This is a genomic window from Serratia inhibens, from assembly GCF_003591175.1.
Lineage (GTDB): Bacteria > Pseudomonadota > Gammaproteobacteria > Enterobacterales > Enterobacteriaceae > Serratia > Serratia inhibens.
Window position 1 is genome coordinate 301,338 of the sequence record NZ_QYYG01000003.1, and the last position, 26,378, is coordinate 327,715.

Annotated in this window: 24 protein-coding genes and 3 tRNA genes; 9 read left to right on the top strand and 18 right to left on the bottom strand. The window is 56.4% G+C overall.

The window, feature by feature from the left end; all coding sequences use genetic code 11:
• Positions 1-55 precede the first annotated feature (55 nt).
• From hflX to nnr, 7 genes are all read right to left on the bottom strand, one after another.
• The gene (gene hflX / locus D4100_RS14275) at positions 56-1,336 is read right to left on the bottom strand and encodes a ribosome rescue GTPase HflX (protein WP_006317445.1); all 1,281 of its coding nucleotides are present in this window, start codon (positions 1,334-1,336) and stop codon (positions 56-58) included.
• A 98-nt stretch (positions 1,337-1,434) separates the two neighbouring features.
• Positions 1,435-1,743 carry an RNA chaperone Hfq gene (gene hfq, locus D4100_RS14280; protein WP_004952704.1) on the bottom strand — a complete coding sequence of 103 codons (309 nt, stop codon included), beginning with the start codon at positions 1,741-1,743 and terminating at the stop codon, positions 1,435-1,437.
• A 114-nt stretch (positions 1,744-1,857) separates the two neighbouring features.
• Positions 1,858-2,799: a tRNA (adenosine(37)-N6)-dimethylallyltransferase MiaA gene (miaA, locus tag D4100_RS14285; RefSeq protein ID WP_006317444.1), complete on the bottom strand. Its 942-nt coding sequence runs from the start codon at positions 2,797-2,799 to the stop codon at positions 1,858-1,860.
• On the bottom strand, positions 2,792-4,666 hold the full coding sequence (gene mutL / locus D4100_RS14290; RefSeq protein ID WP_006317443.1) for a DNA mismatch repair endonuclease MutL: 1,875 nt from the start codon (positions 4,664-4,666) through the stop codon (positions 2,792-2,794). The genes miaA and mutL overlap by 8 nt, the downstream gene beginning before the upstream one ends.
• 22 nt (positions 4,667-4,688) lie before the next feature.
• Positions 4,689-6,278 (bottom strand): N-acetylmuramoyl-L-alanine amidase AmiB, encoded by a 1,590-nt coding sequence (amiB, locus tag D4100_RS14295; RefSeq protein WP_119804629.1) that lies wholly within the window; start codon positions 6,276-6,278, stop codon positions 4,689-4,691.
• A gap of 7 nt (positions 6,279-6,285) precedes the next feature.
• Positions 6,286-6,756 carry a tRNA (adenosine(37)-N6)-threonylcarbamoyltransferase complex ATPase subunit type 1 TsaE gene (tsaE, locus tag D4100_RS14300; protein WP_006317431.1) on the bottom strand — a complete coding sequence of 157 codons (471 nt, stop codon included), beginning with the start codon at positions 6,754-6,756 and terminating at the stop codon, positions 6,286-6,288.
• Positions 6,757-6,769: 13 nt separating this feature from the next.
• Positions 6,770-8,281 carry a bifunctional ADP-dependent NAD(P)H-hydrate dehydratase/NAD(P)H-hydrate epimerase gene (nnr, locus tag D4100_RS14305; RefSeq protein WP_119804630.1) on the bottom strand — a complete coding sequence of 504 codons (1,512 nt, stop codon included), beginning with the start codon at positions 8,279-8,281 and terminating at the stop codon, positions 6,770-6,772.
• Between nnr and queG the strand changes: the two genes are divergently transcribed.
• On the top strand, positions 8,280-9,419 hold the full coding sequence (queG, locus tag D4100_RS14310) for a tRNA epoxyqueuosine(34) reductase QueG (protein WP_119804631.1): 1,140 nt from the start codon (positions 8,280-8,282) through the stop codon (positions 9,417-9,419). The genes nnr and queG overlap by 2 nt on opposite strands.
• A 309-nt stretch (positions 9,420-9,728) precedes the next feature.
• Here queG and D4100_RS14315 read toward each other — a convergent pair.
• From D4100_RS14315 to orn, 4 genes are all read right to left on the bottom strand, one after another.
• Positions 9,729-9,804, bottom strand: a tRNA-Gly gene (locus tag D4100_RS14315).
• Between the two features lie 55 nt (positions 9,805-9,859).
• Positions 9,860-9,935: transfer RNA gene (locus tag D4100_RS14320), tRNA-Gly, on the bottom strand.
• 63 nt (positions 9,936-9,998) lie between these two features.
• A tRNA-Gly gene (locus D4100_RS14325) sits at positions 9,999-10,074 on the bottom strand.
• Positions 10,075-10,279: 205 nt separating this feature from the next.
• Complete coding sequence (orn, locus tag D4100_RS14330; protein WP_006322014.1) at positions 10,280-10,825, bottom strand: oligoribonuclease; 546 nt, start codon at positions 10,823-10,825, stop codon at positions 10,280-10,282.
• Positions 10,826-11,009: 184 nt separating this feature from the next.
• On the opposite strand from orn, the gene rsgA reads away from it, so the two are divergent.
• The 3 genes from rsgA (at position 11,010) to mscM (ending at position 16,390) form a co-directional block, all read left to right on the top strand.
• Entirely contained in the window at positions 11,010-12,059 is a 1,050-nt protein-coding gene (gene rsgA, locus D4100_RS14335) for a small ribosomal subunit biogenesis GTPase RsgA (RefSeq protein WP_004952676.1), read from the top strand.
• A gap of 76 nt (positions 12,060-12,135) precedes the next feature.
• Positions 12,136-13,029 (top strand): archaetidylserine decarboxylase, encoded by an 894-nt coding sequence (gene asd / locus D4100_RS14340; protein WP_006322021.1) that lies wholly within the window; start codon positions 12,136-12,138, stop codon positions 13,027-13,029.
• Positions 13,030-13,042: 13 nt separating this feature from the next.
• Positions 13,043-16,390, top strand: coding sequence for a miniconductance mechanosensitive channel MscM (mscM, locus tag D4100_RS14345; protein ID WP_006322022.1), 3,348 nt, complete (start codon positions 13,043-13,045; stop codon positions 16,388-16,390).
• 126 nt (positions 16,391-16,516) lie between these two features.
• Here mscM and epmA read toward each other — a convergent pair whose 3' ends face one another.
• Entirely contained in the window at positions 16,517-17,494 is a 978-nt protein-coding gene (gene epmA / locus D4100_RS14350) for an elongation factor P--(R)-beta-lysine ligase (RefSeq protein ID WP_006322023.1), read from the bottom strand.
• Positions 17,495-17,879: 385 nt separating this feature from the next.
• Between epmA and frdA the strand changes: the two genes are divergently transcribed.
• Genes frdA through frdD form a run of 4 tightly spaced genes read left to right on the top strand, consistent with a single transcriptional unit; the run spans position 17,880 to position 21,182 of the window.
• Positions 17,880-19,676, top strand: a complete 1,797-nt coding sequence (gene frdA, locus D4100_RS14355) for a fumarate reductase (quinol) flavoprotein subunit (RefSeq protein ID WP_006322024.1) — start codon at positions 17,880-17,882, stop codon at positions 19,674-19,676.
• The gene (locus D4100_RS14360) at positions 19,669-20,403 is read left to right on the top strand and encodes a succinate dehydrogenase/fumarate reductase iron-sulfur subunit (protein ID WP_006322025.1); all 735 of its coding nucleotides are present in this window, start codon (positions 19,669-19,671) and stop codon (positions 20,401-20,403) included. The genes frdA and D4100_RS14360 overlap by 8 nt, the downstream gene beginning before the upstream one ends.
• 14 nt (positions 20,404-20,417) lie before the next feature.
• On the top strand, positions 20,418-20,810 hold the full coding sequence (gene frdC, locus D4100_RS14365; protein WP_119804632.1) for a fumarate reductase subunit FrdC: 393 nt from the start codon (positions 20,418-20,420) through the stop codon (positions 20,808-20,810).
• A gap of 12 nt (positions 20,811-20,822) precedes the next feature.
• Positions 20,823-21,182, top strand: coding sequence for a fumarate reductase subunit FrdD (gene frdD / locus D4100_RS14370; protein WP_004952659.1), 360 nt, complete (start codon positions 20,823-20,825; stop codon positions 21,180-21,182).
• 235 nt (positions 21,183-21,417) lie between these two features.
• Here frdD and sugE read toward each other — a convergent pair whose 3' ends face one another.
• The 4 genes from sugE to efp form a co-directional block, all read right to left on the bottom strand.
• The gene (gene sugE, locus D4100_RS14375) at positions 21,418-21,735 is read right to left on the bottom strand and encodes a quaternary ammonium compound efflux SMR transporter SugE (protein ID WP_006322027.1); all 318 of its coding nucleotides are present in this window, start codon (positions 21,733-21,735) and stop codon (positions 21,418-21,420) included.
• Between the two features lie 201 nt (positions 21,736-21,936).
• Entirely contained in the window at positions 21,937-22,068 is a 132-nt protein-coding gene (locus tag D4100_RS14380) for an entericidin A/B family lipoprotein (protein WP_006322030.1), read from the bottom strand.
• Between the two features lie 122 nt (positions 22,069-22,190).
• The gene (locus D4100_RS14385) at positions 22,191-22,322 is read right to left on the bottom strand and encodes an entericidin A/B family lipoprotein (RefSeq protein WP_006323186.1); all 132 of its coding nucleotides are present in this window, start codon (positions 22,320-22,322) and stop codon (positions 22,191-22,193) included.
• Between the two features lie 71 nt (positions 22,323-22,393).
• Positions 22,394-22,960, bottom strand: a complete 567-nt coding sequence (gene efp / locus D4100_RS14390) for an elongation factor P (protein ID WP_006322046.1) — start codon at positions 22,958-22,960, stop codon at positions 22,394-22,396.
• 43 nt (positions 22,961-23,003) lie between these two features.
• Here efp and epmB point away from each other — a divergent pair, with 43 nt between their 5' ends.
• Positions 23,004-24,032: an EF-P beta-lysylation protein EpmB gene (gene epmB / locus D4100_RS14395; protein ID WP_006322048.1), complete on the top strand. Its 1,029-nt coding sequence runs from the start codon at positions 23,004-23,006 to the stop codon at positions 24,030-24,032.
• Positions 24,033-24,111: 79 nt separating this feature from the next.
• On the opposite strand, the gene D4100_RS14400 is transcribed toward epmB, so the two are convergent.
• Positions 24,112-24,456, bottom strand: coding sequence for a DUF4156 domain-containing protein (locus D4100_RS14400; protein WP_006322050.1), 345 nt, complete (start codon positions 24,454-24,456; stop codon positions 24,112-24,114).
• Between the two features lie 246 nt (positions 24,457-24,702).
• Positions 24,703-26,349 carry a chaperonin GroEL gene (gene groL, locus D4100_RS14405; RefSeq protein ID WP_006322060.1) on the bottom strand — a complete coding sequence of 549 codons (1,647 nt, stop codon included), beginning with the start codon at positions 26,347-26,349 and terminating at the stop codon, positions 24,703-24,705.
• Positions 26,350-26,378: the final 29 nt, after the last annotated feature.

Genomic DNA, 26,378 nt, shown 5'->3' on the forward strand with positions numbered 1-26,378 from the left:
ATTCTGTGATTGGGTACTTCAGGCTTACGCGAAGCTCAAATGTAACAGGATATGATCATACTATAAAGTTAATCAGGTCCTGTTCCTGTTTACAGAGGCGACGCCATTCGACAATTGGCATACGAATCACCATGCCGATGCTGCCGTCTTCTTCGTTCCACTCTTTCTCAATTGCCTGAAGCTGGTAAAAACGGCTACGAAGACGGCCTGCCTGTGGCGGTAAGCGCAGCTCATATTGCGCGATTTCCCCCGATAAGCGCTCCGTCAACGCCTGATACAGCAACGGGATACCTTCACCGCTGGCGGCGGACAGCCACACCCGGATCGGTAAGTTTTCATCGTTGCGGTCGATACGCGGGACAAAATCATCCAGCATATCTATTTTGTTCATCACTAACAGTGTAGGGATCTCATCCGATTCAATCTCTGCCAGCACGGTGTTTACCGCTTCAATGTTTTCATCAACGCGGGTATCCGCGGCGTCGATTACATGTAACAGCAGAGACGCCTGACGCGTTTCCTGCAGCGTCGCCTTGAAGGCGGCTACCAGATCGTGCGGCAGGTGCCGGATAAAGCCTACGGTATCCGCCAACACGGTATCGCCCACATCTGCCACGTCAATACGGCGCAGAGTGGGATCCAGGGTGGCAAATAGCTGGTCCGCCGCATACACATCGGCAGACGTTATTCGGTTAAACAGAGTAGATTTACCGGCGTTGGTGTAGCCCACCAGAGATACGGTCGGCACTTCAGCACGGGTACGCGCACGTCGGCCCTGTTCACGTTGCTTGGCTACCCGCTCCAGGCGGCGTAAAATCAAGCTAATACGATCACGCAACAGACGACGGTCGGTTTCTAATTGGGTTTCCCCCGGCCCGCGCAGGCCAATCCCCCCTTTTTGACGTTCAAGGTGCGTCCAGCCACGAACCAGACGCGTGGCGATATGACGCAATTGCGCCAGCTCTACCTGCAGCTTACCTTCATGAGTACGGGCACGCTGGGCAAAGATGTCTAGAATCAACCCGGTGCGATCGATCACACGGCATTCACACAGGCGTTCGAGATTTCTCTCCTGCGCCGGGGAAAGGGAATGATCAAACAGGACAACAGATGCGCCACTGGCTTTTACCGCATCTGCAATTTCTTCGGCCTTTCCTTCGCCTACAAAGTACTTGGGATGTGGGGCTTTGCGGCTGCCAGTAACCACTTGCAAAGCTTCAACACCCGCTGAGGACACCAGGGATTCGAACTCACTGAGATCTTCCGTATCTTTGTCTTGCGAGAAATAGATATGAACCAGGACGGCCTGCTCACCGGCTTCATAACGGTCAAACAAGCGTGCAACCTCTCAAACGGACATATACCGCGAGTTTGGGGGACATAAACAGCCCGCGGCTGCTTATGCTCCCCGTCATGGTTGACTCGCAACGCGCTTTATTCAGCGTCATCGCTTTCCTGCTGCGGCTGTTGCGGCGCAGACGGGTTGTTACCATGGTGATAGTTACTGGTGCCGGCGCTCGGATTGTTGCTATGGTGCGAAACCGGGCGTGACGGAACAACGGTAGAGATAGCGTGCTTATAAACCATCTGGCTCACCGTGTTTTTCAACAGGATGACAAACTGGTCAAAAGACTCAATCTGGCCTTGCAGCTTAATACCATTCACCAAATAAATAGAAACCGGAACACGTTCACGACGCAATGCGTTCAGGAACGGATCTTGCAAAGATTGCCCCTTAGCCATTCTATCTTTTCCTTATTTGCTTGTTGTTTGTAACTAAGAACCTGTCGGCTCTAAAATAAACGACCTAAAAAATTTGCGCGCTGAATACTCATCAATTGTACACAATCACTCAACCTATGCACTAACAACCTGTATTACCGAGTCCAAAGCCTCTCCCGGCTTCTCGCTGTCCAGCCAATGTACCGAGTTCCAGCCCCGTAACCAGGTCATTTGGCGCTTGGCCAACTGACGCGTTGCGCAAATACCACGATAAACCATCTCATCGTAACTAATTTCGCCAGACAAATATGACCACATCTGGCGATAACCGACACAGCGAATGGAAGGCAAATCCGTATGCAAATCACCCCGTGCAAAAAGTGCACGCGCTTCCGTCTCAAAACCTGCCGCCAACATTTGATGGTACCGCAGCTCGATGCGTTGATGGATCAACTCACGGCTGGTCGGTGCTATCGCAAACTGGTGAACATGATACGGCAACGATTCACCCGAAATTTTAGTCAGTTCCGTTAAAGTTTTACCCGAAATAAAAAAAACTTCCAGTGCTCTGGACAGTCTCTGCGGATCATTCGGATGAATTCTCATTGCCGCAACCGGGTCAATCTCTTGTAACTGACGGTGCAAAACGTCCCAACCCTGCTCTGCCGCCTGCTGTTCGATGCGTTCTCGCACCGCCGGATCGGCGGACGGCAGCGGCGATAATCCTTCCAGCAGCGCCTTGAAGTAGAGCATGGTGCCCCCCACCAGCAGCGGGATGCGGCCTGCGGCGGTAATGGCAGCCATCTCTTTCAACGCATCGGCGCGAAAATCCGCTGCTGAGTAGGCTTCAACGGGATCGCGGATATCAATCAGCCTGTGCGGAGCCTGCGCCAACTCTTCGGCGCTCGGCTTGGCGGTGCCGATATCCATACCACGATAAATCAGTGCGGAATCCACGCTGATCAGTTCCACAGGCAGGCGCTCACGCAGCGCGATCGCCAAAGCGGTTTTGCCGGAGGCGGTCGGCCCCATGATAAAAATAGCCGGGGGACGTGATGTCATTTCAGTTTCAATCATGCTTAAGGGCTGTCAGTGCAGCCTGTAAATCAACAGGTTGTAAAAGTCCGCTCGGAGGTGATTTGACCAACTGCGGGCAAAGTCGTTCAACGTCGGTCAGCAATTGTATCGCTTGCGAGGCGTTCCACTGTTCGTGCTCGCTGCCTAAATGGCGGGCGATCCAGGTGGCTAACACCGCGGGCGACATCTCCTGATGCTCGGCCAGATAGCCTAACAGTTCGGGTATCAGTTTTTGTAAATTTTGTTGGCGTAATGGTAAAGGTACTGCGCGCAGCGTCACACGCCCATGATCTGACTGCAGATCCAGCCCCATAGTGACCAGCAGCGGCTGATGGCGCACGCAGGCAGCCGCCTCGTTTTTATTCAATGTCAGTTTAATGGGAATCAGCAGCGGCTGTGGCCGCAGGCCATCTTCCGACGGGCTGAGCTGAGCCTGACGCAGCCAGCGTTCGGCTACCGGCAGGTTCAGCAACATCAGCCGTTGGCGACTTTCTATCAGCGCATAGCACGGCGGATGAATCATCAGTACCCGACCAAAGCTGTGCTGGCTGCCCGCCAGTGGCGTTTCCTGCTCGATTTTCACCGGTGGGAACAGCGGCTGTTTCGGCGTTTCCTGGCGCGGCTCGGCGGCGGGAGCGGCCTGCAACAACTTGCCATACAGCTCCCCTTCACGCTTTTGATAACCGCTGCCCGCGTGATAAGCCGGCTGTGGCGCTGGTTCACGCGCAACCGCAGGTTCAGCCGGTTGAGGCTCGCGACGTGGCGCAGGCTGCGAGAAATGGTTGCCGCCGGCGGCGACGCGGTTTTCCGGCTGCCAGGCCGGGGCTTGTTCCTGGGCCTGCTCATCCGCCAGCGGCAGCGGGACATTGCCAACCTGCTGCAGTACGGTGGTGACCGCCTGATAGATAAAATCATGTACCAGCCGCGCCTGATGAAAACGCACCTCATGCTTGGCCGGATGAACATTCACGTCAACCTGATGGGGATCTACCTCGAGATACAGCACATAAGCGGGCTGCTGATCGTCTTTTAATTGATCCTGATAAGCCTGGCGGATGGCGTGGTTGATCAGGCGATCGCGCATCATGCGGCTGTTGACGTAGCAATACTGCATTTCGCCCAGTTGGCGGGCGCCGGCGGGATCGGCCACCCAACCGCGAATGGTCAGGTCCCCATGTTGCCAGGAGATGTTCAACGCATGCTGCAAAAAAGCCGGCCCACAAATGCTGCCCAGACGGCGTTCATGCTGGCTCTCGTCTTTCGCGGCGCGGTATTGGCGGATCAGTTTGCCATTGTGGCTGAGGTTTATCGCCACATCGAAACGCGCCAGCGCAATGCGCCGCACGACTTCATCAATATGACCGAATTCGGTTTTTTCGGTGCGCATAAACTTGCGGCGCGCCGGGGTGTTGTAGAACAAGTCCAGCACTTCCAACGTGCTGCCTGTCGGGTGCGCCGCCGGCTTGACCGTCACCGCCTGATCGCGGCCTTCGGCATAGGCCTGCCAGGCTTCGCTTTGTTCTGCGGTGCGCGAGGTGAGCGTCAAACGTGAAACCGAACTGATACTGGCCAGCGCTTCGCCGCGAAAACCGAGGCTGACAATCGCTTCCAAATCGTCGAGGGTACTGATTTTACTGGTGGCATGACGAGCCAGCGCCAGGGCAAGATCTTCCTTGCCAATGCCGCAACCGTTATCGCGAATGCGGATCAGCTTGGCGCCGCCGCGTTCAATATCGATATCGATGCGCGTCGCCCCGGCATCCAGACTGTTCTCCACCAGCTCTTTCACCACCGACGCGGGCCGCTCGACCACTTCGCCGGCGGCAATCTGGTTGGCGAGCTGTGGCGGTAACACCTGGATGGGCATACTGGCTCCTGTCATGTTGGCGCTAGGCCTGCGGGATGGTCAGCGTCCGATCCAGCGGCGCGACGTCCGACTTCAGTTTATTCACGCGCTTCAGGTCACCGACGCTGACACCATAACGGGAAGCAATGGATGACAACGTATCACCGCGCGTCACTTTATGTTTTGACGCTTTTTTCACGCTGGGTTTCGCTTTGGCGACTGAGCGAGTTGGGGCTGGAGTTTTAACCGCCGCTGCGACGTCCAGCGGGCGGTTTTCCACCTTTGGGTCGGCTTGTAGCGGATGCGCCAGGAAATAACTGCGCAGGCCATTGTGGATCGCCCTGGCAATTTTATCCTGATACGCGCTACTGCCCAGCAGCCGCTCCTCCGTGCTATTACTGATAAACCCTGTTTCCACCAGCAGCGATGGGATGTCCGGCGAACGCAGCACGCCAAGGCTGGCGTGTTCCGGTCGGCGTTTATGCAATGAACCCACGCTCTGCAACTGCTGCAATACTTTTACCGCAACATCGTAGCCCACTCGCTGCGAGTGGCCGAACTGCAGATCCAGCACCGCCTGGCTCAGGTAAGGATCGGCCTGGCTGTTAGCCAGCAAATCACCCGCACCGCCAAGCAGCTCAGACTGTTTCTCATGCTGTTCCAGCCAGCCTGCCATCTCGCTGTTGGCGCGGCGGTTGGACAGCACCCAAACCGAGGCCCCGTTGGCGCTGCGGTTTGGCGCGGCGTCAGCATGAATGGAGACCAGCACATTGGCACCCTGTTTACGCGCCACGTCAGAACGCCCCATCACCGAGATGAAGTAATCGCCTGTACGCGTCAGCACCGGTTTGAACTGCGGATCGGCATCTAACATGGCCTGCAAACGGCGGGCTATGCCGATGGTGACATTTTTTTCTTTCAGGCCGTTCGGGCCGATAGCACCCGGATCCTGCCCACCATGGCCGGCATCAATCGCCACCACGACCCGATCGCCGGAACCTACGGAAACGCGGCTGCTGCGCGGCGTAATTTCCGATGCGGTACCCGATACGACGCTGGGTTTATTGGTGAAAGGATTGGAGCCGCTCGGCGCTCTGCGCACCGGTTCAGGCTCGGCCTCAGGCTCGCTCATTACCGGCGTTTTACGTACCGGCTCGCGGACCACTACAGGGGCCGGAGCAGGTGTAGCCACCGGGGTTCTGCGCACCACATTGGTGTTGGCGCTGCCCTCAGCGGCAATGGTAAATACGACGGTATAAATGCCGCCATTCTGGCGCGTAGCGACGCGGGTCTTCGAACGCTGGGTCAGATCAAAGACCAACCGCACGCTCTGAGCATCTTTCGGCGTACTGGAGCGGATACTCTTTACCAGGTTCTGCCCGCTGAAATTCAGCGGAAGGCCGCCAACCTTGCCTTTTTGGTTAACATCCAGAACCACGCGGTCCGGGCCGTGCAGCGGGAAGAAGGCATAATCCGGCGGGCCATTGAAGCTCACCGATACCGTGGCTTCTCGCTGAGCATTGGATACTTTGATGTCAGACAGCGACGATGCAGCCAGCGCATTGGCCGCACCAAACGGCCCCAATACGGCGATCAAGGTAATTATGAGTAATTTTTTCAACGCATACGTCATTGCGGCGTCATTCCTGTGGCCCGTGGATACGGTCTAAAAGCTGGCTACCGTAGGCGGAAACCGCCTGAATTTTTGCCTCACGCCCCTGATCCTGATAGCTGAGGTGCAGCTCCAGGTCCGGATCCGGCAACACGCCGGTACCCTGCTGTGGCCATTCAACCAGGCAAATGGCATCCTGCGCAAAATAATCGCGAATCCCCATAAACTCGAGTTCTTCCGGATCGGCTAGCCGATACAGATCAAAATGGTATACCGCCAGTGGCTGCAGAGCATAGGGCTCGACCAGCGTATAAGTTGGGCTTTTAACATTGCCCTGATGCCCCAAAGCCTGCAGAAAACCACGGCTGAAGGTGGTTTTACCGGCACCCAGGTCACCGTAAAGATAAATTACGCTGGCGCGATCGCACGCCTTGGCCAAGGCGGCACCCAATGCGACAGTCGCTGCCTCATCCGGCAGAGGTAAAACGAGTTCTTTCATTCGATAGTTTCTATTATGCCAACTCAGGATTAACGTAATAAGGGATTTCAGGCAATAAATCGCTCGCCAGCATCCCTCTTGTTCCTTGTCTTGCCGCCACGCGATCGGCAGCTGCGCCGTGCACTACACACCCCGCGCAGGCTGCATCATACAGCGAGAGCTTTTGCCCCAGCAAACCGCCAATAATGCCCGACAGCACATCCCCCATACCGCCGGAGGCCATGCCCGCATTGCCAACGTCCGCTATCGCCATCTCGCCCCGGTCATCGGCAATCAGCGTACCGGCACCTTTCAATACCGCCACGCCACCGTAATGCGCCACCAGCTTGCGCACTGCAAGTAAGCGATCACTCTCAATATCAGCGGTACTGCACCCCAACAGGCGCGCAGCCTCCCCAGGATGCGGGGTAATCACGCGATTCTGACGCTTCTCGGGATTTAATGCCAGCAAGTTCAGCGCATCGGCATCCCATAACGCCGGTTTATCACTGGCTTGCAGCACTTTCAGTGCATTCCGACCCCATTCGCCCTGGCCCAGCCCCGGCCCCACCACCACAACATCTGCCCAATTGAGCGCCTGTTGCAGCGTATCGTCGCTCAGACGTTGCACCATCAGCTCAGGGCGGGCGGTAAGCAGTGGCCCGATATGCTCAATGTGAGTGAGTACTCGCACCAACCCTGCACCGCTGCGCAGCGCGGCCTCTGCCGCCATGCGTATGGCCCCGCCAAAACCGTGATCGCCGCCCACCAGCAGCAAACGCCCTTGCTCACCTTTATGCGAACAAGGCCGGCGCGGCTTCAGCCACTGGGGTAATGAATTTGCGGTAACCCGATGAATCTGCGCCGGTTGCTTTGCCAACCAGCCCGATAATCCTAGCCTACTCTGATGAAGTTGCCCGACCCAATCACGTGCCTGGCCGGTTAACAGACCCGGTTTGAGGGCGATAAAGGTGAGGGTATGCATCGCACGGATGACCGCGCCGGGCGCAGCGCCGCTTTCCGCCAACAGCCCGGAGGGGATATCAAGCGCGATAACCGGCGCTGAGCTGCGATTAGCAGCCTCAATCAGGGCATTGTAAGGTGAGCGCGGTGCGGTATTCAGCCCGGTGCCGAGCAGGCCATCGATAATAAGATCGATACTTTCAGGCCAGCGGCTGTCAGCCGGATGAATTTCACCCCCGGCGTTCAGCCAGGCCTGCCGGGCGGCGGCGGCCTCAGCGGGCAAGGGCCGCGAGCCCTCGCAGGCAATCAAAGTAATCTTTACGCCGGCGGCGGCTGCAAGTTTGGCGACCACATAACCGTCACCGCCGTTGTTACCGTGACCACACAGCACCAACCAGTGACTGCCGGCCGGGTATTGGTCGCACGCCAGGGCGTAAGCCGCCTCACCGGCACGCTGCATCAAATCGTAGAGTGAAATGCCGAGCGAAGCGGCGGCGACAGGTTCTGCCTGTCGGATCCAGTCCGCAGACCAGACAGAGTGTGATAAACTGTCGGTGTATTGTTTTTCACTGTGGCCCGTCATGACACACCCCCTCGATCTCAATCAACTCGCCCAACATATCAAGCAATGGGGGCAATCGCTAGGATTCCAGCAGGTAGGCATTTGCGATACCGATCTGAGCGGCGAAGAACCCAGGTTGCAGGCATGGCTGGACAAGCAATATCACGGCGAAATGGAGTGGATGGCGCGCCATGGCATGCTGCGCGCACGGCCGCATGAGCTACTGCCCGGTACGCTGCGGGTGATCAGCGTGCGCATGAATTACCTGCCGGCGAAAGCGGCCTTTGCCAGCACCCTGAATAATCCGAAATTGGGTTATGTCAGCCGCTATGCGCTGGGGCGGGACTACCATAAATTGCTGCGCCAGCGGCTGAAAAAGCTCGGTGATCAGATCCAGGCCTACTGCGGCGAGCTGAACTTTCGTCCCTTTGTCGATTCTGCCCCGGTGATGGAGCGTGCGTTGGCCTCCAAGGCCGGCATTGGCTGGGTTGGTAAACACTCACTTATTCTCAATCGCGAAGCCGGTTCCTGGTTCTTTCTCGGAGAACTGCTGATCGATCTGCCGCTACCGGTGGATAAACCGCAGCCGGAACAGTGTGGCCGCTGCGTCGCCTGCATCACCACCTGCCCAACCGGCGCGATTGTCGCTCCTTACACCGTGGACGCTCGCCGCTGCATCTCTTATCTGACCATCGAGCTTGAGGGTGCCATCCCGGAAGAATTTCGCCCGCTGCTGGGTAACCGCATTTACGGCTGTGATGACTGCCAGCTGATCTGCCCGTGGAATCGCTTTTCCCAGCTCACCGACGAAGATGATTTCAGCCCGCGCGCTGCGCTGCATGCGCCGCAGTTGATTGAACTGTTCGGCTGGACGGAAGAGAAATTCCTGCGCATCACCGAAGGCTCCGCTATCCGGCGTATCGGCCATTTGCGCTGGTTGCGCAATATTGCCGTGGCGCTGGGCAATGCCCCTTATCAGGATGCCGTAGTGATAGCGCTGCGCTCCCGGTGTCACCAAGACCCCATGCTGGACGAACATATTGACTGGGCGCTTGATCAACAGTTGGCGCGACGCGCAGCGCAGGGCATAGAAGTGCAAACGACGCAGAAAAAACGATTGATACGGGCTGTGGAAAAAGGATTACCGAGGGATGCGTAAAACCACGTCGGATCCGTCGTTCCGTCCCCGATAGTCGCCCTGTGGATTTGTGCATAAAAATAAAAATGCTTTGTCTTTCAAGTGCAACAAAAAGAGCAAGTGATCGGCATAACGTTTTCCGATAAAAAAATATAGCCAAAAATCAATTGGATATATATTTCATTTCTATGGCGTTGATTTTTTGAACTGCGGGTATTATGAGCGTTACCTGTGGATAACTCTGTTCACAACATTTCGACAGGGTGTGTACGGGGAGGCAAAAAACCGCGCCGCTGAAGGCGTTGGGTTGAGATAAATCGAAGATAAAATTGGAGCGGGAAACGAGACTCGAACTCGCGACCCCGACCTTGGCAAGGTCGTGCTCTACCAACTGAGCTATTCCCGCATTGAGATGCTTTGAGCATCCGGCCATCAAACAACAACATGGCCTTTGAATTTTTTGGAGCGGGAAACGAGACTCGAACTCGCGACCCCGACCTTGGCAAGGTCGTGCTCTACCAACTGAGCTATTCCCGCGTCGCATGGGTACTTCTTAAAACTTTTTTATTCATCATGCCGCATAAGCAACATTGTTGAATTTGGAGCGGGAAACGAGACTCGAACTCGCGACCCCGACCTTGGCAAGGTCGTGCTCTACCAACTGAGCTATTCCCGCCCGGCGTAGCGATGTCGGAACTAAACGAAATTCTTCATCGGTACGGGGTGCGCATTATACGAGAAATCCTTTTTGCCGCAAGCCCCTGAAAGCAAAAAAACGCGATTTTTGTTTGATTGCCGATTAAAGCGTCAAACTGGCTAATTAAGCGGCGAAATCGAAAGCTTTTCACGGTACAGGGCCCCCAAAGGGGCCCGAGCGACCATCACAACTGGATGAAATGCTCGCGGTAATAGGCCAGTTCGGCCACAGACTCGCGGATATCATCCATGGCCTGATGGGTACCCTGCTTTTTAAAGCCGCTGAGAATTTGCGGTTTCCAGCGGCGCGCCAGCTCTTTCAGCGTACTGACGTCCAGATAGCGGTAATGGAAGTAGGCTTCAAGTTCAGGCATATAGCGGAACAGGAAACGGCGATCCTGACCGATGCTATTGCCGCAGATTGGCGACTTGCCCGCCGGCACCCATTGCTGGAGGAAAGCGATGGTTTCCAGTTCGGCGGCGCGATCGTCGAAACGGCTGGCCTTCACCCGTTCCACCAGCCCGCTGCCGGTATGGGTACGCACGTTCCAGTCATCCATCAGGCCGAGCTGTTCGTCGGATTGATGGACGGCGATTGTCGGTCCTTCAGCGAGAATGTTCAGATTGGCGTCGGTAACCAGCGTGGCGATCTCGATAATGCGATCGCGCTCCGGATCCAACCCGGTCATCTCCAGATCGATCCAAATCAGGTTGTTTTCGTTTCCTGTCATGATATTTCCTGCGTAAAAGCCGAAAGATAAACAAAGCGTGGGCAAGGCAGCGACCGGTGCCGGCTGTTTGCCGGCGGCGATACGCGGTGCGTAGCGGCTAACAACGGTTATTTAATATAAAATAGCGTGTATCATAGCCTTTTTGGTCGCCACGAGCGATAAAAGCCGATTCAAGTGAGGCGCAGTGACTAAGAACAAACTGTCCAAAGGTCAACAACGCCGCGTACAGGCGAACCATCAGCGTCGCCTGAAGCGCACTGATAACAAACCGGAACTGGATGACTCCCAACTGGGGGAGCCGCAAGACGGCATCGTCATCAGCCGTTTCGGCATGCACGCAGATGTTGAAGCCGCGGATGGCACCCAGCATCGCTGCAACATTCGCCGCACGTTGCGTTCGCTGGTAACCGGCGATCGCGTAGTGTGGCGTCCCGGCGTAGGTGCTCATGAAGGGGTCAAGGGCATCGTCGAGGCGGTGCACGAGCGCACCTCGGTGCTGAACCGCCCCGATTTCTACGACGGCGTGAAGCCGATCGCCGCCAATATCAATCAGATCGTTATCGTTTCGGCGATCCTGCCGGAGCTTTCGCTGAATATGATCGATCGCTACCTGGTGGCGTGCGAAACGCTCGAGGTCGAACCGCTGATCGTGCTGAACAAAATCGATCTGCTGGATCCGCCGGCGCGCAAGGTCGTCGACGGCATGATGGCGATTTACCGCCATATCGGTTACCGGGTGCTGGAAGTCTCCAGCCAGACGCGCGAAGGCATGGAGGCGTTTGAACAGGCTCTGGCCGATCGTATCAGTATCTTCGCCGGCCAGTCCGGTGTGGGCAAATCCAGCCTGCTGAACGCCCTGCTGCCGCCAAGCGATAAGCAAATTCTGGTAAATCAGGTTTCCGATGTCTCCGGCCTGGGGCAACATACCACCACCGCCGCGCGGCTGTACCATTTCCAGCACGGCGGTGATGTGATCGACTCGCCGGGAGTACGTGAATTTGGTCTGTGGCATCTGGATCCGGAACAAATCACCCAAGCCTATGTCGAATTCCGTGACTATTTAGGCGGATGTAAATTCCGCGACTGTCGCCATGACACCGACCCAGGCTGCGCCATCCGCGCGGCGGTGGAAAAAGGCGATATCGCCAAAGAGCGTTTCGACAACTACCACCGCATTCTGGAAAGCATGGCGCAGGTGAAGGTTCGCAAAAACCTCACGGACGCCGCAGACTGATCGTTGCGGGCGGGCGTTGACAGTGGCAGCGCCACCGTTACAATGCGCGCCCTTTACCCTGATTCAAGAGGTTAATGTGCTGGATAGCATCAAGATAAAATTGCAGTATTGGTTACCGAAGCTGGCACTGACCCGTCTGGCCGGCTGGGGCGCAGACAAACAAGCCGGCTGGCTTACCCAGCTTGTACTTAAGGGTTTCGCTCGCTACTACCGCGTGAATATGCAGGAAGCGCAACAGCCAGAGCTGACCTCCTACGCCACCTTTAACGAATTCTTCGTGCGCCCGCTGCGTGATGGCGCGCGTCCCATCATCGGCGAAGCCAACTGGCTGGCACTGCCTGCCGACGGCGCTATCAGCCAGCTCGGCCCGATCCGCGAAGATCAAATCTTCCAGGCCAAGGGCCATCACTACAGCCTGGAAGCGCTGCTGGCCGGCAACTACTTGCTGGCAGAGCCGTTCCGCAATGGCCTGTTCGCCACCACTTACCTGGCCCCACGTGATTATCACCGCGTCCATATGCCGTGCGCCGGCGCGCTGCGTGAAATGATTTATGTGCCGGGCGATCTGTTCTCGGTAAATCCGCTGACTGCCGCCAACGTGCCGAACCTGTTCGCGCGCAATGAGCGCGTGATCTGCGTATTTGATACCGCTATCGGGCCAATGGTGCAGATCCTGGTGGGGGCCACCATTGTCGGCAGCATTGAAACCGTTTGGGCCGGCACCGTAACGCCGCCGCGCGAAGGCATCATCAAACGCTGGACCTATCCGGCAGAAGGCACTGAAGGCGCAATCGTACTGGAAAAAGGCGCTGAGATGGGCCGCTTCAAGCTCGGTTCCACGGTCATCAACCTGTTTACCCCAGGCAGCGTGCAGTTCGCTCCGCAGCTGAATAACGGCACCGTCACCCGCATGGGTGAAGCCTTTGCCGAAATCCCGGCTGCACCAGCCGCTGAAACGCCGCAGATCTAAAGGAATTGACGCCGTGCGCCTGATTATCACGCTACTGCTCGGTTGTTTACTGTCTCAACCGGTGCTGGCCGCCACGGTGCCTACAGAGGCTCAGCTCAAGCAGGAGCTGAAGCAGGCAGAGAGCAACAAAAACGCGCCTAATCAGGCGGAAACCACCGAGGCGCTGCAAAGCGCCCTCAACTGGCTGTCGGAGCGCCAGGAGTCAATGACGCGCTCCGAACAGTATCAACGGGTGATCGACGATTTCCCGAAGATGACGCAGGAACTGCGCCATCAGCTGACGCTGGAAGACAACAAAATCCTGCCGAATGGCGATGACCTGCCGGCCAGCGATCTGGAGCAACAGATCCTCCAGGCCAGCAGCCTGTTGCTGGAACAGGCGCGTCTGCTGCAACAAGAACAGGAGCGCACAAGGGAGATCAGCGATTCACTCGGCCAATTGCCGCAGCAGCAGACCGATGCACGCCGCTCGTTGACCGAAGTGCAGCGTCGTCTGCAAGCTCAGCCCGCCAATCCTACCACCCCGCACGCACAGTCGGCTCTGGCACTGTTGCAGACGGAAGCCGCGGCGCGCAAAGCCAAGGTGGATGAGCTGGAACTGGCGCAGCTGTCGGCCAACAACCGCCAGGAGTTGGCGCGAATGCGCGCCGAGGTGTACAAGAAACGCCACGAGAAGATCGACGTCCAGCTGCAGGCCCTGCGCAACAACCTTAACGCCCAGCGCCAACGTGAAGCCGAACTGGCATTGGAAAAAACCGAGCAGTTGGCGGAGCAAAACGGCGATCTGCCGAAAAGCATCAGCCAACAGCTGCAAATCAACCGTGAACTGTCCGCCGCCCTGAACAATCAGGCGCAGCGTATGGATCTGATCTCATCTCAACAACGCCAGGCCGCCGCGCAAACGCTGCAGGTGCGTCAGGCGCTGAGCACCATTATCGAACAGGCCCAGTGGCTCGGCTCGTCGTCGGCGCTGGGGGAAACCCTGCGAGCCCAGGTGGCAACGCTGCCGGAAATGCCAAAACCGCAGCAGCTGGATGGCGATATGGCCCAGTTGCGCGTACAACGCCTGCAGTTTGAAAGCCAACTGGAGAAGCTTTCCCAGCGTGAGTTCAAACGTGACGACGGCAGCGAACTGACCAGCGCGGAGCGGCGCATCGTTGAAGCCCAGCTGCGCACCCAGCGTGAGTTGCTGAATTCGCTGCTTTCCGGTTGCGATACCCAGATCCTCGAACTGACCAAACTGAAGGTAGCCAACACCCAACTGATTGAGGCGTTGAACGAGATCAAGGACGCCACCCACCGCTATCTGTTCTGGGTACCGGACGTCAACCCGATCACCCTGTCTTATCCGATTAACGTGGCGCACGATCTGACACGCCTGCTGTCGCTGGATACGCTGGCGCAGCTGGGTGGTGCCTTCATGATGATGGTGACCAGCAAAGAAACGTTGATCCCGATCTTCGGTGCCCTGCTGCTGGTGATTTTCAGCATCAGCTCACGCAGGCACTATCACGCCTTCCTGGCGCGCGCCAACAGCCGGGTCGGCAAGGTGACGCAGGACGAGTTCTTCCTGACGATGCGCACCGTATTCTGGTCGATTCTGGTGGCAATGCCGCTGCCGGTGTTGTGGGCAGCGCTCGGGTTTGGCCTGCAAAGCGCCTGGAACTATCCGGTAGCCGAGGCGATTGGCAAGGGGGTCACCGCAACGCTGCCGATCCTGTGGATCTGTATGATCTGCGCCGCCTTCGCTCATCCGCAGGGGCTGTTTATCGTGCACTTCCGCTGGCCGGTGAAGCAGGTTTCACGCGCCATGCGTTACTACAAGATGTCGATCTGGCTGATCGTGCCGTTGATCATGGCGTTGATCACTTTCGACAGCCTGAAAGAGCGCGAGTTTGCCAACACGCTGGGGCGGCTGTGCTTTATCCTGCTGTGCCTGGCGCTGGCCATCGTGACCAACAGCCTCAAGCGCGCCGGTATCCCGCTTTATCTGGACAAGAAAGGCTCCGGCGAGAACATGGTCAATACCGCGCTGTGGGGGTTGCTGCTGTCGGCGCCGGTGCTTGCCGCACTGGCCTCCGCCGTCGGTTACCTGACCACCTCGCAGGCGCTGCTGGCACGGTTGGAAACCTCGGTGGCGATCTGGTTCTTCCTGTTGGTGATTTACCATATTATTCGCCGCTGGATGTTAATCCAACGGCGGCGCATCGCCTTTGACCGCGCCAAACAGCGCCGCGCCGATATTCTGGCCCAGCGTGCGCGCGGCGAAGAAGAAACGCCGCATACGCCAAACAGCACCGAAGGATCGATGGATGTGGATGACTCTGAGATCGATCTGGACACCATCAGCGCCCAGTCTCTGCGGCTGGTACGTTCGATCCTGACGATGATCGCGCTGGTATCGGTGATCGTGCTGTGGTCGGAGATCCATTCCGCCTTCGCCTTCCTTGAAAACATCTCCCTGTGGGACGTAACCTCGACGGTCAACGGGGTGGAAACGGCGCATCCGATCACTTTGGGCGCAGTATTGATCGCCATTTTGGTGCTGATCGTCACCATGCAGTTGGTCCGTAACCTGCCGGCGCTACTGGAACTGGCGGTGTTGCAGCACCTTGATCTGACACCGGGCACCGGCTACGCCATCACCACCATTACCAAGTATCTGCTGTTGCTGTTCGGCGCCATCCTCAGTTTTTCCTGGATCGGCATCGAATGGTCGAAACTGCAGTGGGTGGTCACCGCGCTCAGCGTGGGGTTGGGCTTCGGCATGCAGGAGATTTTCTCCAACTTCATCTCCGGCTTGATCATTTTGTTCGAGAAGCCGATCCGCATTGGCGATACGGTGACGATCCGAAACCTGACCGGCACCGTCACCAAGATCAACACTCGCGCCACCACCATTTCTGACTGGGATCGCAAAGAGATCATCGTGCCGAACAAGGCGTTCATCACCGAGCAGTTCGTCAACTGGTCGCTGTCGGACAACCTGACCCGTGTGGTGTTGACGGTGCCGGCACCGGGCGATGCCAACAGCGAAGAGGTGACCAAGATCCTGCTCAACGCCGCCGAGCGCTGCTCGCTGGTGCTGGACACCCCGGCGCCGGAGGTTTATTTGGTCGACCTGCAACAGGGCATTCAGATCTTCGAGATGCGCATCTATGCGGCCGAGATGGGCCATCGCATGCCATTGCGCCACGAGATCCATCAGTTGATTCTGGCCGGCTACCGCGAACACGGCATTACCCTGCCGTACCCGCCATTCCAGGTGCGCAGCGAAACGCTGTCACGCTTGACCAGCAATGGCCGTACTCCGCCGTCCACACCGCCACCCAATACCAAACGCGAATCAGGCAGCCTGTAAGCGCACAATGCAAAAAGGGTTCGGCGTGCCATGCAACGCCGAACCCTTTTATCACCACAATATATCCCTCAGTCTTTCAAGTTGCAGCCAACAACGCGGCGGCTTGAAAGGCGACGGGTAAAACGGTTATGCGCGCCCTACCGGGAAGGCAAGCACTTCGCTCAGGCTCTCGGCGCCCAATGCCAGCATGACCAGCCGATCAACCCCTAACGCCACGCCGGAACATTCCGGCATACCGTGCTGCAAAGCGTCCAGCAGGTTGTTATCGATAGGGTGCTGCGGCAAACCGCGTTCAGCACGTTTACGGTTATCCTGATCAAAACGCTGACGCTGTTCGCGGCTGTCGGTCAGTTCACGGAAGCCATTCGCCAGTTCGATCCCCTTGAAATACACCTCAAAACGCTCCGCCACGCGGTGATCTTCGGTACTGATCTCCGCCAATGCTGCCTGGCTGGCCGGGAAGTGATAAACGAACGCCGGTTTGTCACGGCCGATATACGGCTCAACGCCGACGGTGAACAGCAGTTGCAACAGTGTATCGCGGTCTTCTTCAGTATCGGCAATGTTGCTCAGATCGAGCTTGGCCGCCGCTTCACGCAGTTGCGCTTTTTCTGCCGACAGCGGATCGATATCCAGATGACGCAGGAAAGCCTGCTGATAGGACAAGGTTTCCGCACTGCCGCAATCCAGCACCTGCTGGAGTAAATCATCCACCTCATTCATCAGCCGGTACATGTCGTAATGTGGGCGGTACCACTCCAGCATGGTGAATTCCGGGTTGTGATGGCGACCGGCCTCTTCATTACGGAAACTGCGCCCCATCTGATAGATCGGGCCGCTACCCGCCGCCAGCAACCGCTTCATGTGATATTCCGGGCTGGTCATCATGTACAGCGTCAGGCCATCCGCCGCCCCCGGGCCGACAAAACGCGTCTGAAACGGGAACAAGTGGATATCGGTAACCGTCGCCTGGCTCATGGTTGGCGTCTCAACTTCCAATACGCCACGATCGGCGAAGAAACGCCGGATCTCAGTCAGGATCGCTGCGCGTTTCAACAAATTGGCGATGGGTGCACTTGGCTGCCAGCTTGCCGTTTCGCTCATGGTAATTACTCCGAAATCAAACAGGGGATGCAGTCTACTCGTATCCAGGCATGCAAACAAATTCTTAACAGCCGGGCACCTTTCACGACGGTAATTCCTCACAAACGAGTAGCAATAAGGTTAATAAAAGGTGAATAAACGTTAAATATCCCTTGAAGGCAATAATTCTTCCAGCCAATAGCTAAAAGACAAAACAATCGATCACATCAAATTTCTTCTACTTAACATTAGGTATAGTTAATTCCACATAATTGGTGGGAGATATCTACACTCAGTCTTTATGCAACATCAATCGGCTCAATTAGTTAGTGTCCGAAGCATTTTTATAAATATTAAGCATAGATATTTAATTTGCCTTTCTTAACAAGAATATTGGAGGAATGCAGTGCAAACCTTTAACGCCGATCTTGCCATTATTGGGGCCGGGGGTGCTGGTTTACGTGCAGCAATAGCCGCAGCGGAAGCCAACCCTCAATTGAAAATCGCCCTGATTTCCAAAGTCTACCCGATGCGCAGCCATACGGTGGCCGCCGAAGGGGGCTCCGCCGCCGTCACTCAGGATCACGATAGTTTCGATTACCACTTCCACGACACCGTTGCCGGTGGCGACTGGTTGTGCGAGCAGGACGTGGTCGATCATTTCGTCCACAACTGCCCGCGTGAGATGGCTCAGCTTGAACAGTGGGGCTGCCCGTGGAGCCGTAAACCGGACGGCTCGGTCAACGTGCGCCGCTTTGGCGGCATGAAGATTGAACGCACCTGGTTCGCCGCCGACAAGACCGGCTTCCATATGCTGCACACCCTGTTCCAGACCTCGCTCAAATACCCGCAAATCCAGCGTTTCGACGAACACTTCGTGCTGGACATTCTGGTGGATGATGGCCAGGTCCGTGGCCTGGTGGCGATGAACATGATGGAAGGCACCCGCGTGCAGATCCGCGCCAATGCGGTGGTCATGGCTACCGGCGGTGCCGGGCGCGTATACCGCTACAACACCAACGGCGGCATCGTCACCGGTGATGGCATGGGCATGGCGTTCCACCACGGCATTCCACTGCGTGATATGGAGTTCGTTCAGTATCACCCTACCGGCCTGCCGGGCTCCGGTATCCTGATGACCGAAGGTTGCCGTGGCGAAGGCGGCATTCTGGTGAACAAGGACGGCTATCGTTATCTGCAAGATTACGGCATGGGCCCGGAAACGCCGCTGGGCGAACCGAAAAACAAATATATGGAGCTCGGTCCGCGCGACAAGGTTTCACAGGCCTTCTGGCACGAATGGCGCGCCGGCCGCACCATCGCCACCCCGCGCGGCGACGTGGTCTATCTGGATCTGCGCCACCTGGGAGAAAAGAAACTGCTGGAACGTCTGCCGTTCATCTGTGAGCTGGCGAAGGCCTACGTCGGCGTCGATCCGGTGAAAGAGCCGATCCCGGTGCGCCCGACCGCGCACTACACCATGGGCGGCATTGAAACCGACCAGAACTGCGAAACCCGCATTAAAGGGCTGTTCGCCGTCGGCGAATGCTCTTCCGTCGGTCTGCACGGCGCCAACCGCCTCGGCTCTAACTCGCTGGCGGAACTGGTGGTGTTCGGCCGCGTAGCCGGGGAGAACGCCGCTCGCCGCGCGCTGGAAAGCAGCCCGGCTAATGGGAGCGCGTTGGATGCTCAGGGCCGTGATGTCGAAACCCGGTTGAGCAACCTGATGAAGCAGGAAGGCAACGAAAACTGGTCAAAAATCCGCGATGAAATGGGCCTGTCGATGGAAGAAGGCTGCGGCATCTACCGCACGCCGGAGCTGATGCAAAAGACTATCGATAAGCTGGCAGAGCTGAAAGAGCGCTTCAAGCGCGTCAAAATCACCGACAGATCCAGCGTGTTCAATACCGATCTGTTGTACACCATCGAATTGGGTTACGGGCTGGACGTGGCGGAATGTATGGCGCACTCCGCCTTCAACCGCAAAGAATCGCGCGGCGCACACCAACGCCTGGACGAAGGCTGTACCGAGCGCGACGACGTCAATTTCCTGAAACATACGCTGGCGTTCCATAACCCGAATGGCGCACCGCGACTGGAATACAGCGACGTGAAGATCACCAAACTGCCACCGGCCAAACGTGTGTACGGCGCTGAAGCCGACGCGCAGGATAAAAAGGATAAGGAGCAGGCAAATGGCTGAGATGAACACCCTGAAAATCGAGGTCATGCGCTATAACCCGGAACGCGACGCCGAGCCGCATTTCGAAACCTTTGCGGTGCCTTATGACGAGCAAACCTCACTGCTCGATGCGCTGGGCTACATCAAGGATAACCTGGCGCCCGACCTTTCCTACCGCTGGTCATGCCGCATGGCGATCTGTGGTTCGTGCGGCATGATGGTTAATCGGGTGCCAAAACTGGCCTGCAAAACCTTCCTGCGCGAATACACCGGCGGCATGAAGGTGGAAGCATTGGGCAACTTCCCGATCGAGCGCGATTTGGTGGTCGATATGACCCACTTTATCGAAAGTCTGGAGGCGATTAAGCCCTATATCATCGGCAACAACCGCAAACCGGAAGATGGCCCTAACGTGCAGACCCCGGCGCAAATGGCCAAATATCACCAGTTTTCCGGCTGCATCAACTGCGGTCTGTGCTATGCCGCCTGCCCGCAGTTCGGTCTGAACCCGGAATTTATCGGCCCGGCGGCGATCACCCTGGCGCACCGCTATAACCTGGATAACCGCGATCACGGTCAGAAGCAGCGCATGGCGCAACTCAACGGCCAGAATGGCGTCTGGAGCTGTACCTTTGTCGGTTACTGCTCCGAAGTGTGTCCAAAGCACGTTGACCCGGCCGCTGCCATCCAGCAGGGCAAGGTGGAAAGCGCCAAAGACTTCATGATCGCCATGCTGAAGCCGCAATAAGGGAGAGAACCGCAATGACAACACAACGTAAGCCTTATGTGCGCACCATGACGCCGACCTGGTGGCAAAAGCTCGGCTTCTACCGTTTTTATATGCTGCGTGAAAGCACCTCGGTGCCGGCGGTGTGGTTCAGCATCGTGCTGATTTACGGCGTTTTTGCGCTGAAAGGCGGTGTGGATAGCTGGGCCGGGTTCATCGGTTTTCTGCAAAACCCGCTGGTGTTGCTGATTAACGTTATCGCCCTGCTGGCGGCACTGCTGCATACCAAAACCTGGTTCGATCTGGCGCCGAAAGCCGCCAATATCGTGGTCAACAACGAGAAAATGGGCCCAGGGCCGATAGTGAAAGCACTGTGGGCGGTGACGCTGGTCGCCAGCGCGATCATTCTGGCCGTAGCCTTGGCGTGACCCGGAGGAAATATGATAAATCAAACACCTAAACGCTCCGACGAGCCGGTTTTCTGGGGGTTATTCGGTGCAGGCGGCATGTGGGGAGCCATTGTCGCGCCCGCCATCGTGCTACTGGTCGGCATTTTGCTGCCGCTGGGCCTGTTCCCCGGCGACGCGCTGGGCTATGACCGCGTGCTGGCGTTTTGCCAAAGCCTGATCGGCCGCCTGTTCCTGCTGCTGATGATTATCCTGCCGCTGTGGTGCGGTTTGCACCGGATCCACCATGCGATGCACGACTTGAAAATTCACGTGCCGGCCGGTAAATGGGTGTTCTATGGCCTGGCGGCCATCCTCAGCGTGGTAACCCTGATTGGGGTCGTGACCTTGTAAACCTCTTTGGCGGCCAATGTTCGTTGGCCGCCTTTCTATGGGTCTATTAGTTCGATCAAATCGAGATACCCTATGGATTTCAAGTTGTAGCCAGGCGCCCAGCTCACTCATCCCCAGGAGCTTACTAAGGTAAGTGACTGGGGTTAGTGACAAATCTGTCGGGAACAGATTTGAACGCTGCTTGCAGCAGCCCCGGAGGGGCAAAACAACGCTACAGCTTGAAAGACGACGGGTATCAGTGACTGCTGAATTTCAGCCCGAGTATGCCGACAACAATCAGGCACAGGCTGAGAATACGCGCGATATTGGTCGATTCGCCAAGCAGCACCATCCCCATAATTGCCGCCCCTACCGCGCCGATGCCGGTCCAGACAGCATAAGCCGTGCCGGCAGGCAGCGTTTTCATGGCATGCGCCAACAACAGCATGCTGACCACCATGGCGGCGACAGTGATAATGCTGGGCGTCAAGCGGGTAAAACCCTGGGTGTATTTCAGGCCGATAGCCCATACCACTTCGAGCAAACCGGCAATAAGCAGAATAATCCAAGCCATGAACAGGCTCCGTTACGATGGGGTCGTCCCCGGAAGCTGATGCGTAAACAGGTCGTCCCGTTTAGCGTTGTGAAAAATGCCTGGGAATTATAACTGCGGCTGGACAGGATAGCAGCACAAAGGTGGTGTCTGCCAAGGTTCAGGGGTGAAGCGGTATCCCACGGTGGGACTGTTTACGTGGAATACCACAAAAAAAGCAGGTTATTCTGCACTGCGCTGGATGGCTTCCCCGCCGGCCTGCACGTCTTTACCTACGCCTTTGGTGGTGTTGCATGCGGTCAATGAGGCCAGGATCATCAAAGAGAAAATCGCGATAATACTTTTCTTCAGCATATGGAAGTCCTTACTTGTCAGTGATGAAAAAGTACGGCTTCCTAAGTTTAGTAAATATTAACGAGAGTTGCTGTTTAAAACGCGTTTATTTTGCACAATTACATTACTTAAATTAATGTTTTCTAGCTAGCTGTCCGCGAAATAGCGCCGCCGAGGTGCTGAACATCCTCACCGAAACCGCGGAAAGTATTACAACCGCTAAGGGACACAAGTAACAACAGGGAGATCACGGCCAACAGAGTTTTCTTCATCATGCTGAGTCTGCCAACGATATGCGGAAGGGAATAAAGCAAAGGAGCCACTCAGGGCTCCTTTGTTTGGAAACTTATTTTACGCGTGAAACGTATTCGCCAGAGCGGGTATCAACACGGACAACTTCGCCAATCTGTACGAACAATGGCACTTTTACCACGGCGCCAGTGCTCAGGGTCGCAGGCTTGCCGCCGGTACCGGCAGTATCACCTTTCAGACCAGGATCGGTCTCTGTGATTTCTGCTTCGATAAAGTTCGGTGGCTGAACGGCGATTGGGCGACCGTCCCACAGCGTGACGATACATTCCGCGTTATCTTGCAGCCATTTTGCCGCGTCAGAAACGGTTTTTTCTTCAACCCCGTGTTGCTCGAAAGTCTCAGGGTGCATGAAGTGGTAGAACTCACCGTCGTTGTACAGGTAGTTCATGTTGGTATCTACAACGTCTGCGCCTTCGCAAGAGTCGGTAGATTTAAAGGTTTTTTCTACGCGGCTGCCGGTCAGCAGACGGCGCATTTTAACGCGCGCAAACGCCTGGCCTTTGCCCGGTTTAACGAACTCGCTGGATTCGATGGCATAAGGCTCGCCTTCGAACATGATTTTAAGACCCGGACGGAAATCGTTGCTAGAATAAGTCGCCATGATGGCCCCTCTGAATATTTAAACTGGTAGCTTAGCCAAAAAAATGGCACACATTATAACCCAAAATACGGCATATAGAGAAGATTGGTTGCATCAACTCGCCGATGTTATTACCGATCCTGATGAATTGCTGCAGCTTTTATCACTGAATACGCATCCGGACCTGCCGCAGGGCCGCGAAGCCCGTCGATTGTTCGCGCTGCGCGTCCCTCGCGCCTTCGCGGCACGCATGCGCCCCGGCGATGCCAATGACCCGCTGCTGCGCCAGGTGCTGACCGCCAGCGAAGAATTCATCAATGCGCCCGGCTTCACTACCGATCCGCTGGACGAACAGCGCAGCGTGGTGCCGGGCCTGTTGCATAAATACCGTAATCGCGCTCTGCTGCTGGTCAAGGGTGGCTGTGCGGTCAACTGCCGCTACTGCTTCCGCCGCCATTTTCCGTATCAGGACAACCAGGGCAACAAGGCCAACTGGCGTCAGGCGCTCGATTATATCCGTCAACACCCGGAACTGGATGAGATTATTTTCTCCGGCGGCGATCCGCTGATGGCGAAAGACAGCGAACTCGACTGGCTGATCGGCGAATTGGAGGCCATCCCGCACCTGAAACGCCTGCGCATCCACACCCGCCTGCCGGTAGTGATCCCGGCGCGCATTACGCCGGAGCTGTGCCGTAGGCTGTCCGCTTCGCGCCTGCAGGTGCTGATGGTGACGCACATCAACCACGCCAATGAAATTGACCGTGAATTGCAGCTGGGTATGGCGCAACTGCGTCTGGCAGGCGTTACGTTGCTGAATCAGAGCGTGTTGCTGCGCGGTATCAATGACGACGCCGACACGCTGGCGACGCTGAGCAACGCGCTATTTGACGCCGGCATTCTGCCCTATTACATCCACGTACTGGATAAGGTTCAGGGCGCGGCGCACTTTATGGTCAGCGACGACGAAGCGCGCACGATTATGCAGGCGCTGCTAAGCAAGGTTTCAGGCTACATGGTGCCGCGTCTGACACGTGAGGTCGGCGGTAAACCAAGCAAAACCCCCCTCGACTTGCATCTGATGCAAAGCTGATCGACCGCCCGTTCCAGATACAAAAAGAGGCATGCCTGAGCATGCCTCTTTTTTATGTTATACCCTGCTCGTTACTGCGTTATGGGCACTTGTAAACCTGGCCAATCATTTTGCTGTCCAGCGGAGCAAAGCTTGAAAGCAGGTTCTGCGTCGGGCTGGTTGCGCCATAGATGACATTGCCACCCATCGCCGCTGCCTTGTTACGCAGATCGTTTGCCGCGCCGCGCATAGAGCTGCCTTCGCCGCCGTTACCGGACAACCAGTTGCTCTGAGTGCCGGTCACTTCGCCCACCAGCTGACATTCAGCCGCCGGTTTGGTGTCGGTAAATTTGACCTGCTGGCCTGCAGCGGACAGTTCATTGGTGCTGCTGCAACCTGCCAGCAGCATAGCTGCCGAAAGACCCAGTAAGGCTTTAATCCGCATCTTGTTCCCCATATGATATTGAGAATTCTGCACAAGCTTATCAGAAAGCGTTGCTATCTCTTAAGCATCCGTTGCCACGGGTACCGGGTCAACGCCTTGAGCGACAGCTGATGAAATATCAGTTTACCAGCTAAATCACCCCGGACTGCAAAAATATCATCAAATACAGTGCGGCAAAGAGCACGGAATAAAAAAACCCCGGCCAATTGACCGGGGTTCTCAGCACACAGACAGTGTGGGGGATGATTACATCATGCCGCCCATGCCACCCATGCCGCCCATACCGCCAGCGCCGCCTAAATCAGGCGCATCGCTTTTCGGCAGGTCGGTCACCATGCACTCGGTGGTGATCATCAGGCCAGCCACAGAAGCCGCGTACTGCAGAGCAGAACGGGTTACTTTGGTTGGATCCAGGATACCCATCGCGATCATGTCGCCGTATTCTTCAGTTGCTGCGTTGTAACCGTAGTTACCTTCGCCCGCTTTCACGGTGTTGGCAACAACAGATGGCTCTTCGCCGCAGTTCAGAACGATCTGACGCAGTGGTGATTCCATTGCGCGCAGCGCAACTTTGATACCCACGTTCTGATCTTCGTTCACGCCACGCAGTTCGCTCAGTTTGGACGCTGCGCGAATCAGCGCAACACCACCACCAGCAACTACGCCTTCTTCTACCGCAGCACGGGTTGCGTGCAGGGCATCTTCAACGCGAGCTTTCTTCTCTTTCATTTCAACTTCGGTAGCAGCACCGACTTTGATTACCGCAACGCCGCCAGCCAGTTTAGCTACGCGCTCTTGCAGTTTTTCACGGTCGTAATCAGAAGTTGCTTCTTCGATCTGCTGACGAATCTGGGACACACGGCCCTGAATCGCAGGTTCTTCACCATTGCCATCGATGATGATAGTGGTGTCTTTGTTGATAACGATACGTTTAGCAGTACCCAGGTCTTCCAGAGTCGTTTTTTCCAGCTCCAGACCGATCTCTTCAGAGATAACGGTACCGCCAGTCAGGGTAGCGATATCCTGCAGCATGGCTTTACGACGGTCGCCGAAACCAGGTGCTTTAACCGCAGCCACTTTCACGATGCCGCGCATGGTGTTGACCACCAGGGTAGCCAGTGCTTCGCCTTCAACATCTTCAGCGATGATCAGCAATGGCTTGCCGGCTTTCGCCACGGCTTCCAGTACTGGCAGCATTTCACGGATGTTGGAGATTTTCTTGTCAGCCAGCAGGATGAACGGGCTTTCCAGCTCGATAGAACCGGTTTCCGGTTTGTTGATGAAGTAAGGAGACAGGTAACCGCGGTCGAACTGCATACCTTCAACAACGTCCAGCTCGTCTTGCAGGCCAGTGCCTTCTTCAACGGTGATAACGCCTTCTTTGCCCACTTTCTCCATGGCTTCTGCAATCAGTTTACCCACGGTTTCGTCGGAGTTTGCAGAGATGGTGCCTACCTGAGCGATAGCTTTGGAGTCAGAGCAAGGTACGGACAGTTTTTTAAGCTCTTCAACGGCTGCGATAACAGCCTTGTCGATACCGCGCTTCAGATCCATCGGGTTCATGCCGGCGGCAACTGCTTTCAGGCCTTCGGTGATGATGGATTGAGCCAGTACGGTTGCAGTGGTGGTGCCGTCGCCCGCAGCGTCGTTCGCTTTGGAGGCCACTTCTTTCACCATCTGCGCACCCATGTTTTCAAACTTGTCTTCCAGTTCGATTTCACGGGCAACGGATACGCCATCTTTAGTGATGGTAGGAGCGCCGAAGGATTTATCCAGCACTACGTTACGGCCTTTCGGGCCCAGGGTCACTTTTACTGCATCAGCGAGAACATTCACGCCGCGGAGCATTTTCACGCGAGCGTCATTGCCGAATTTTACGTCTTTAGCTGCCATTGGTATTTCCCTTCAACTCGTTCAGTTCA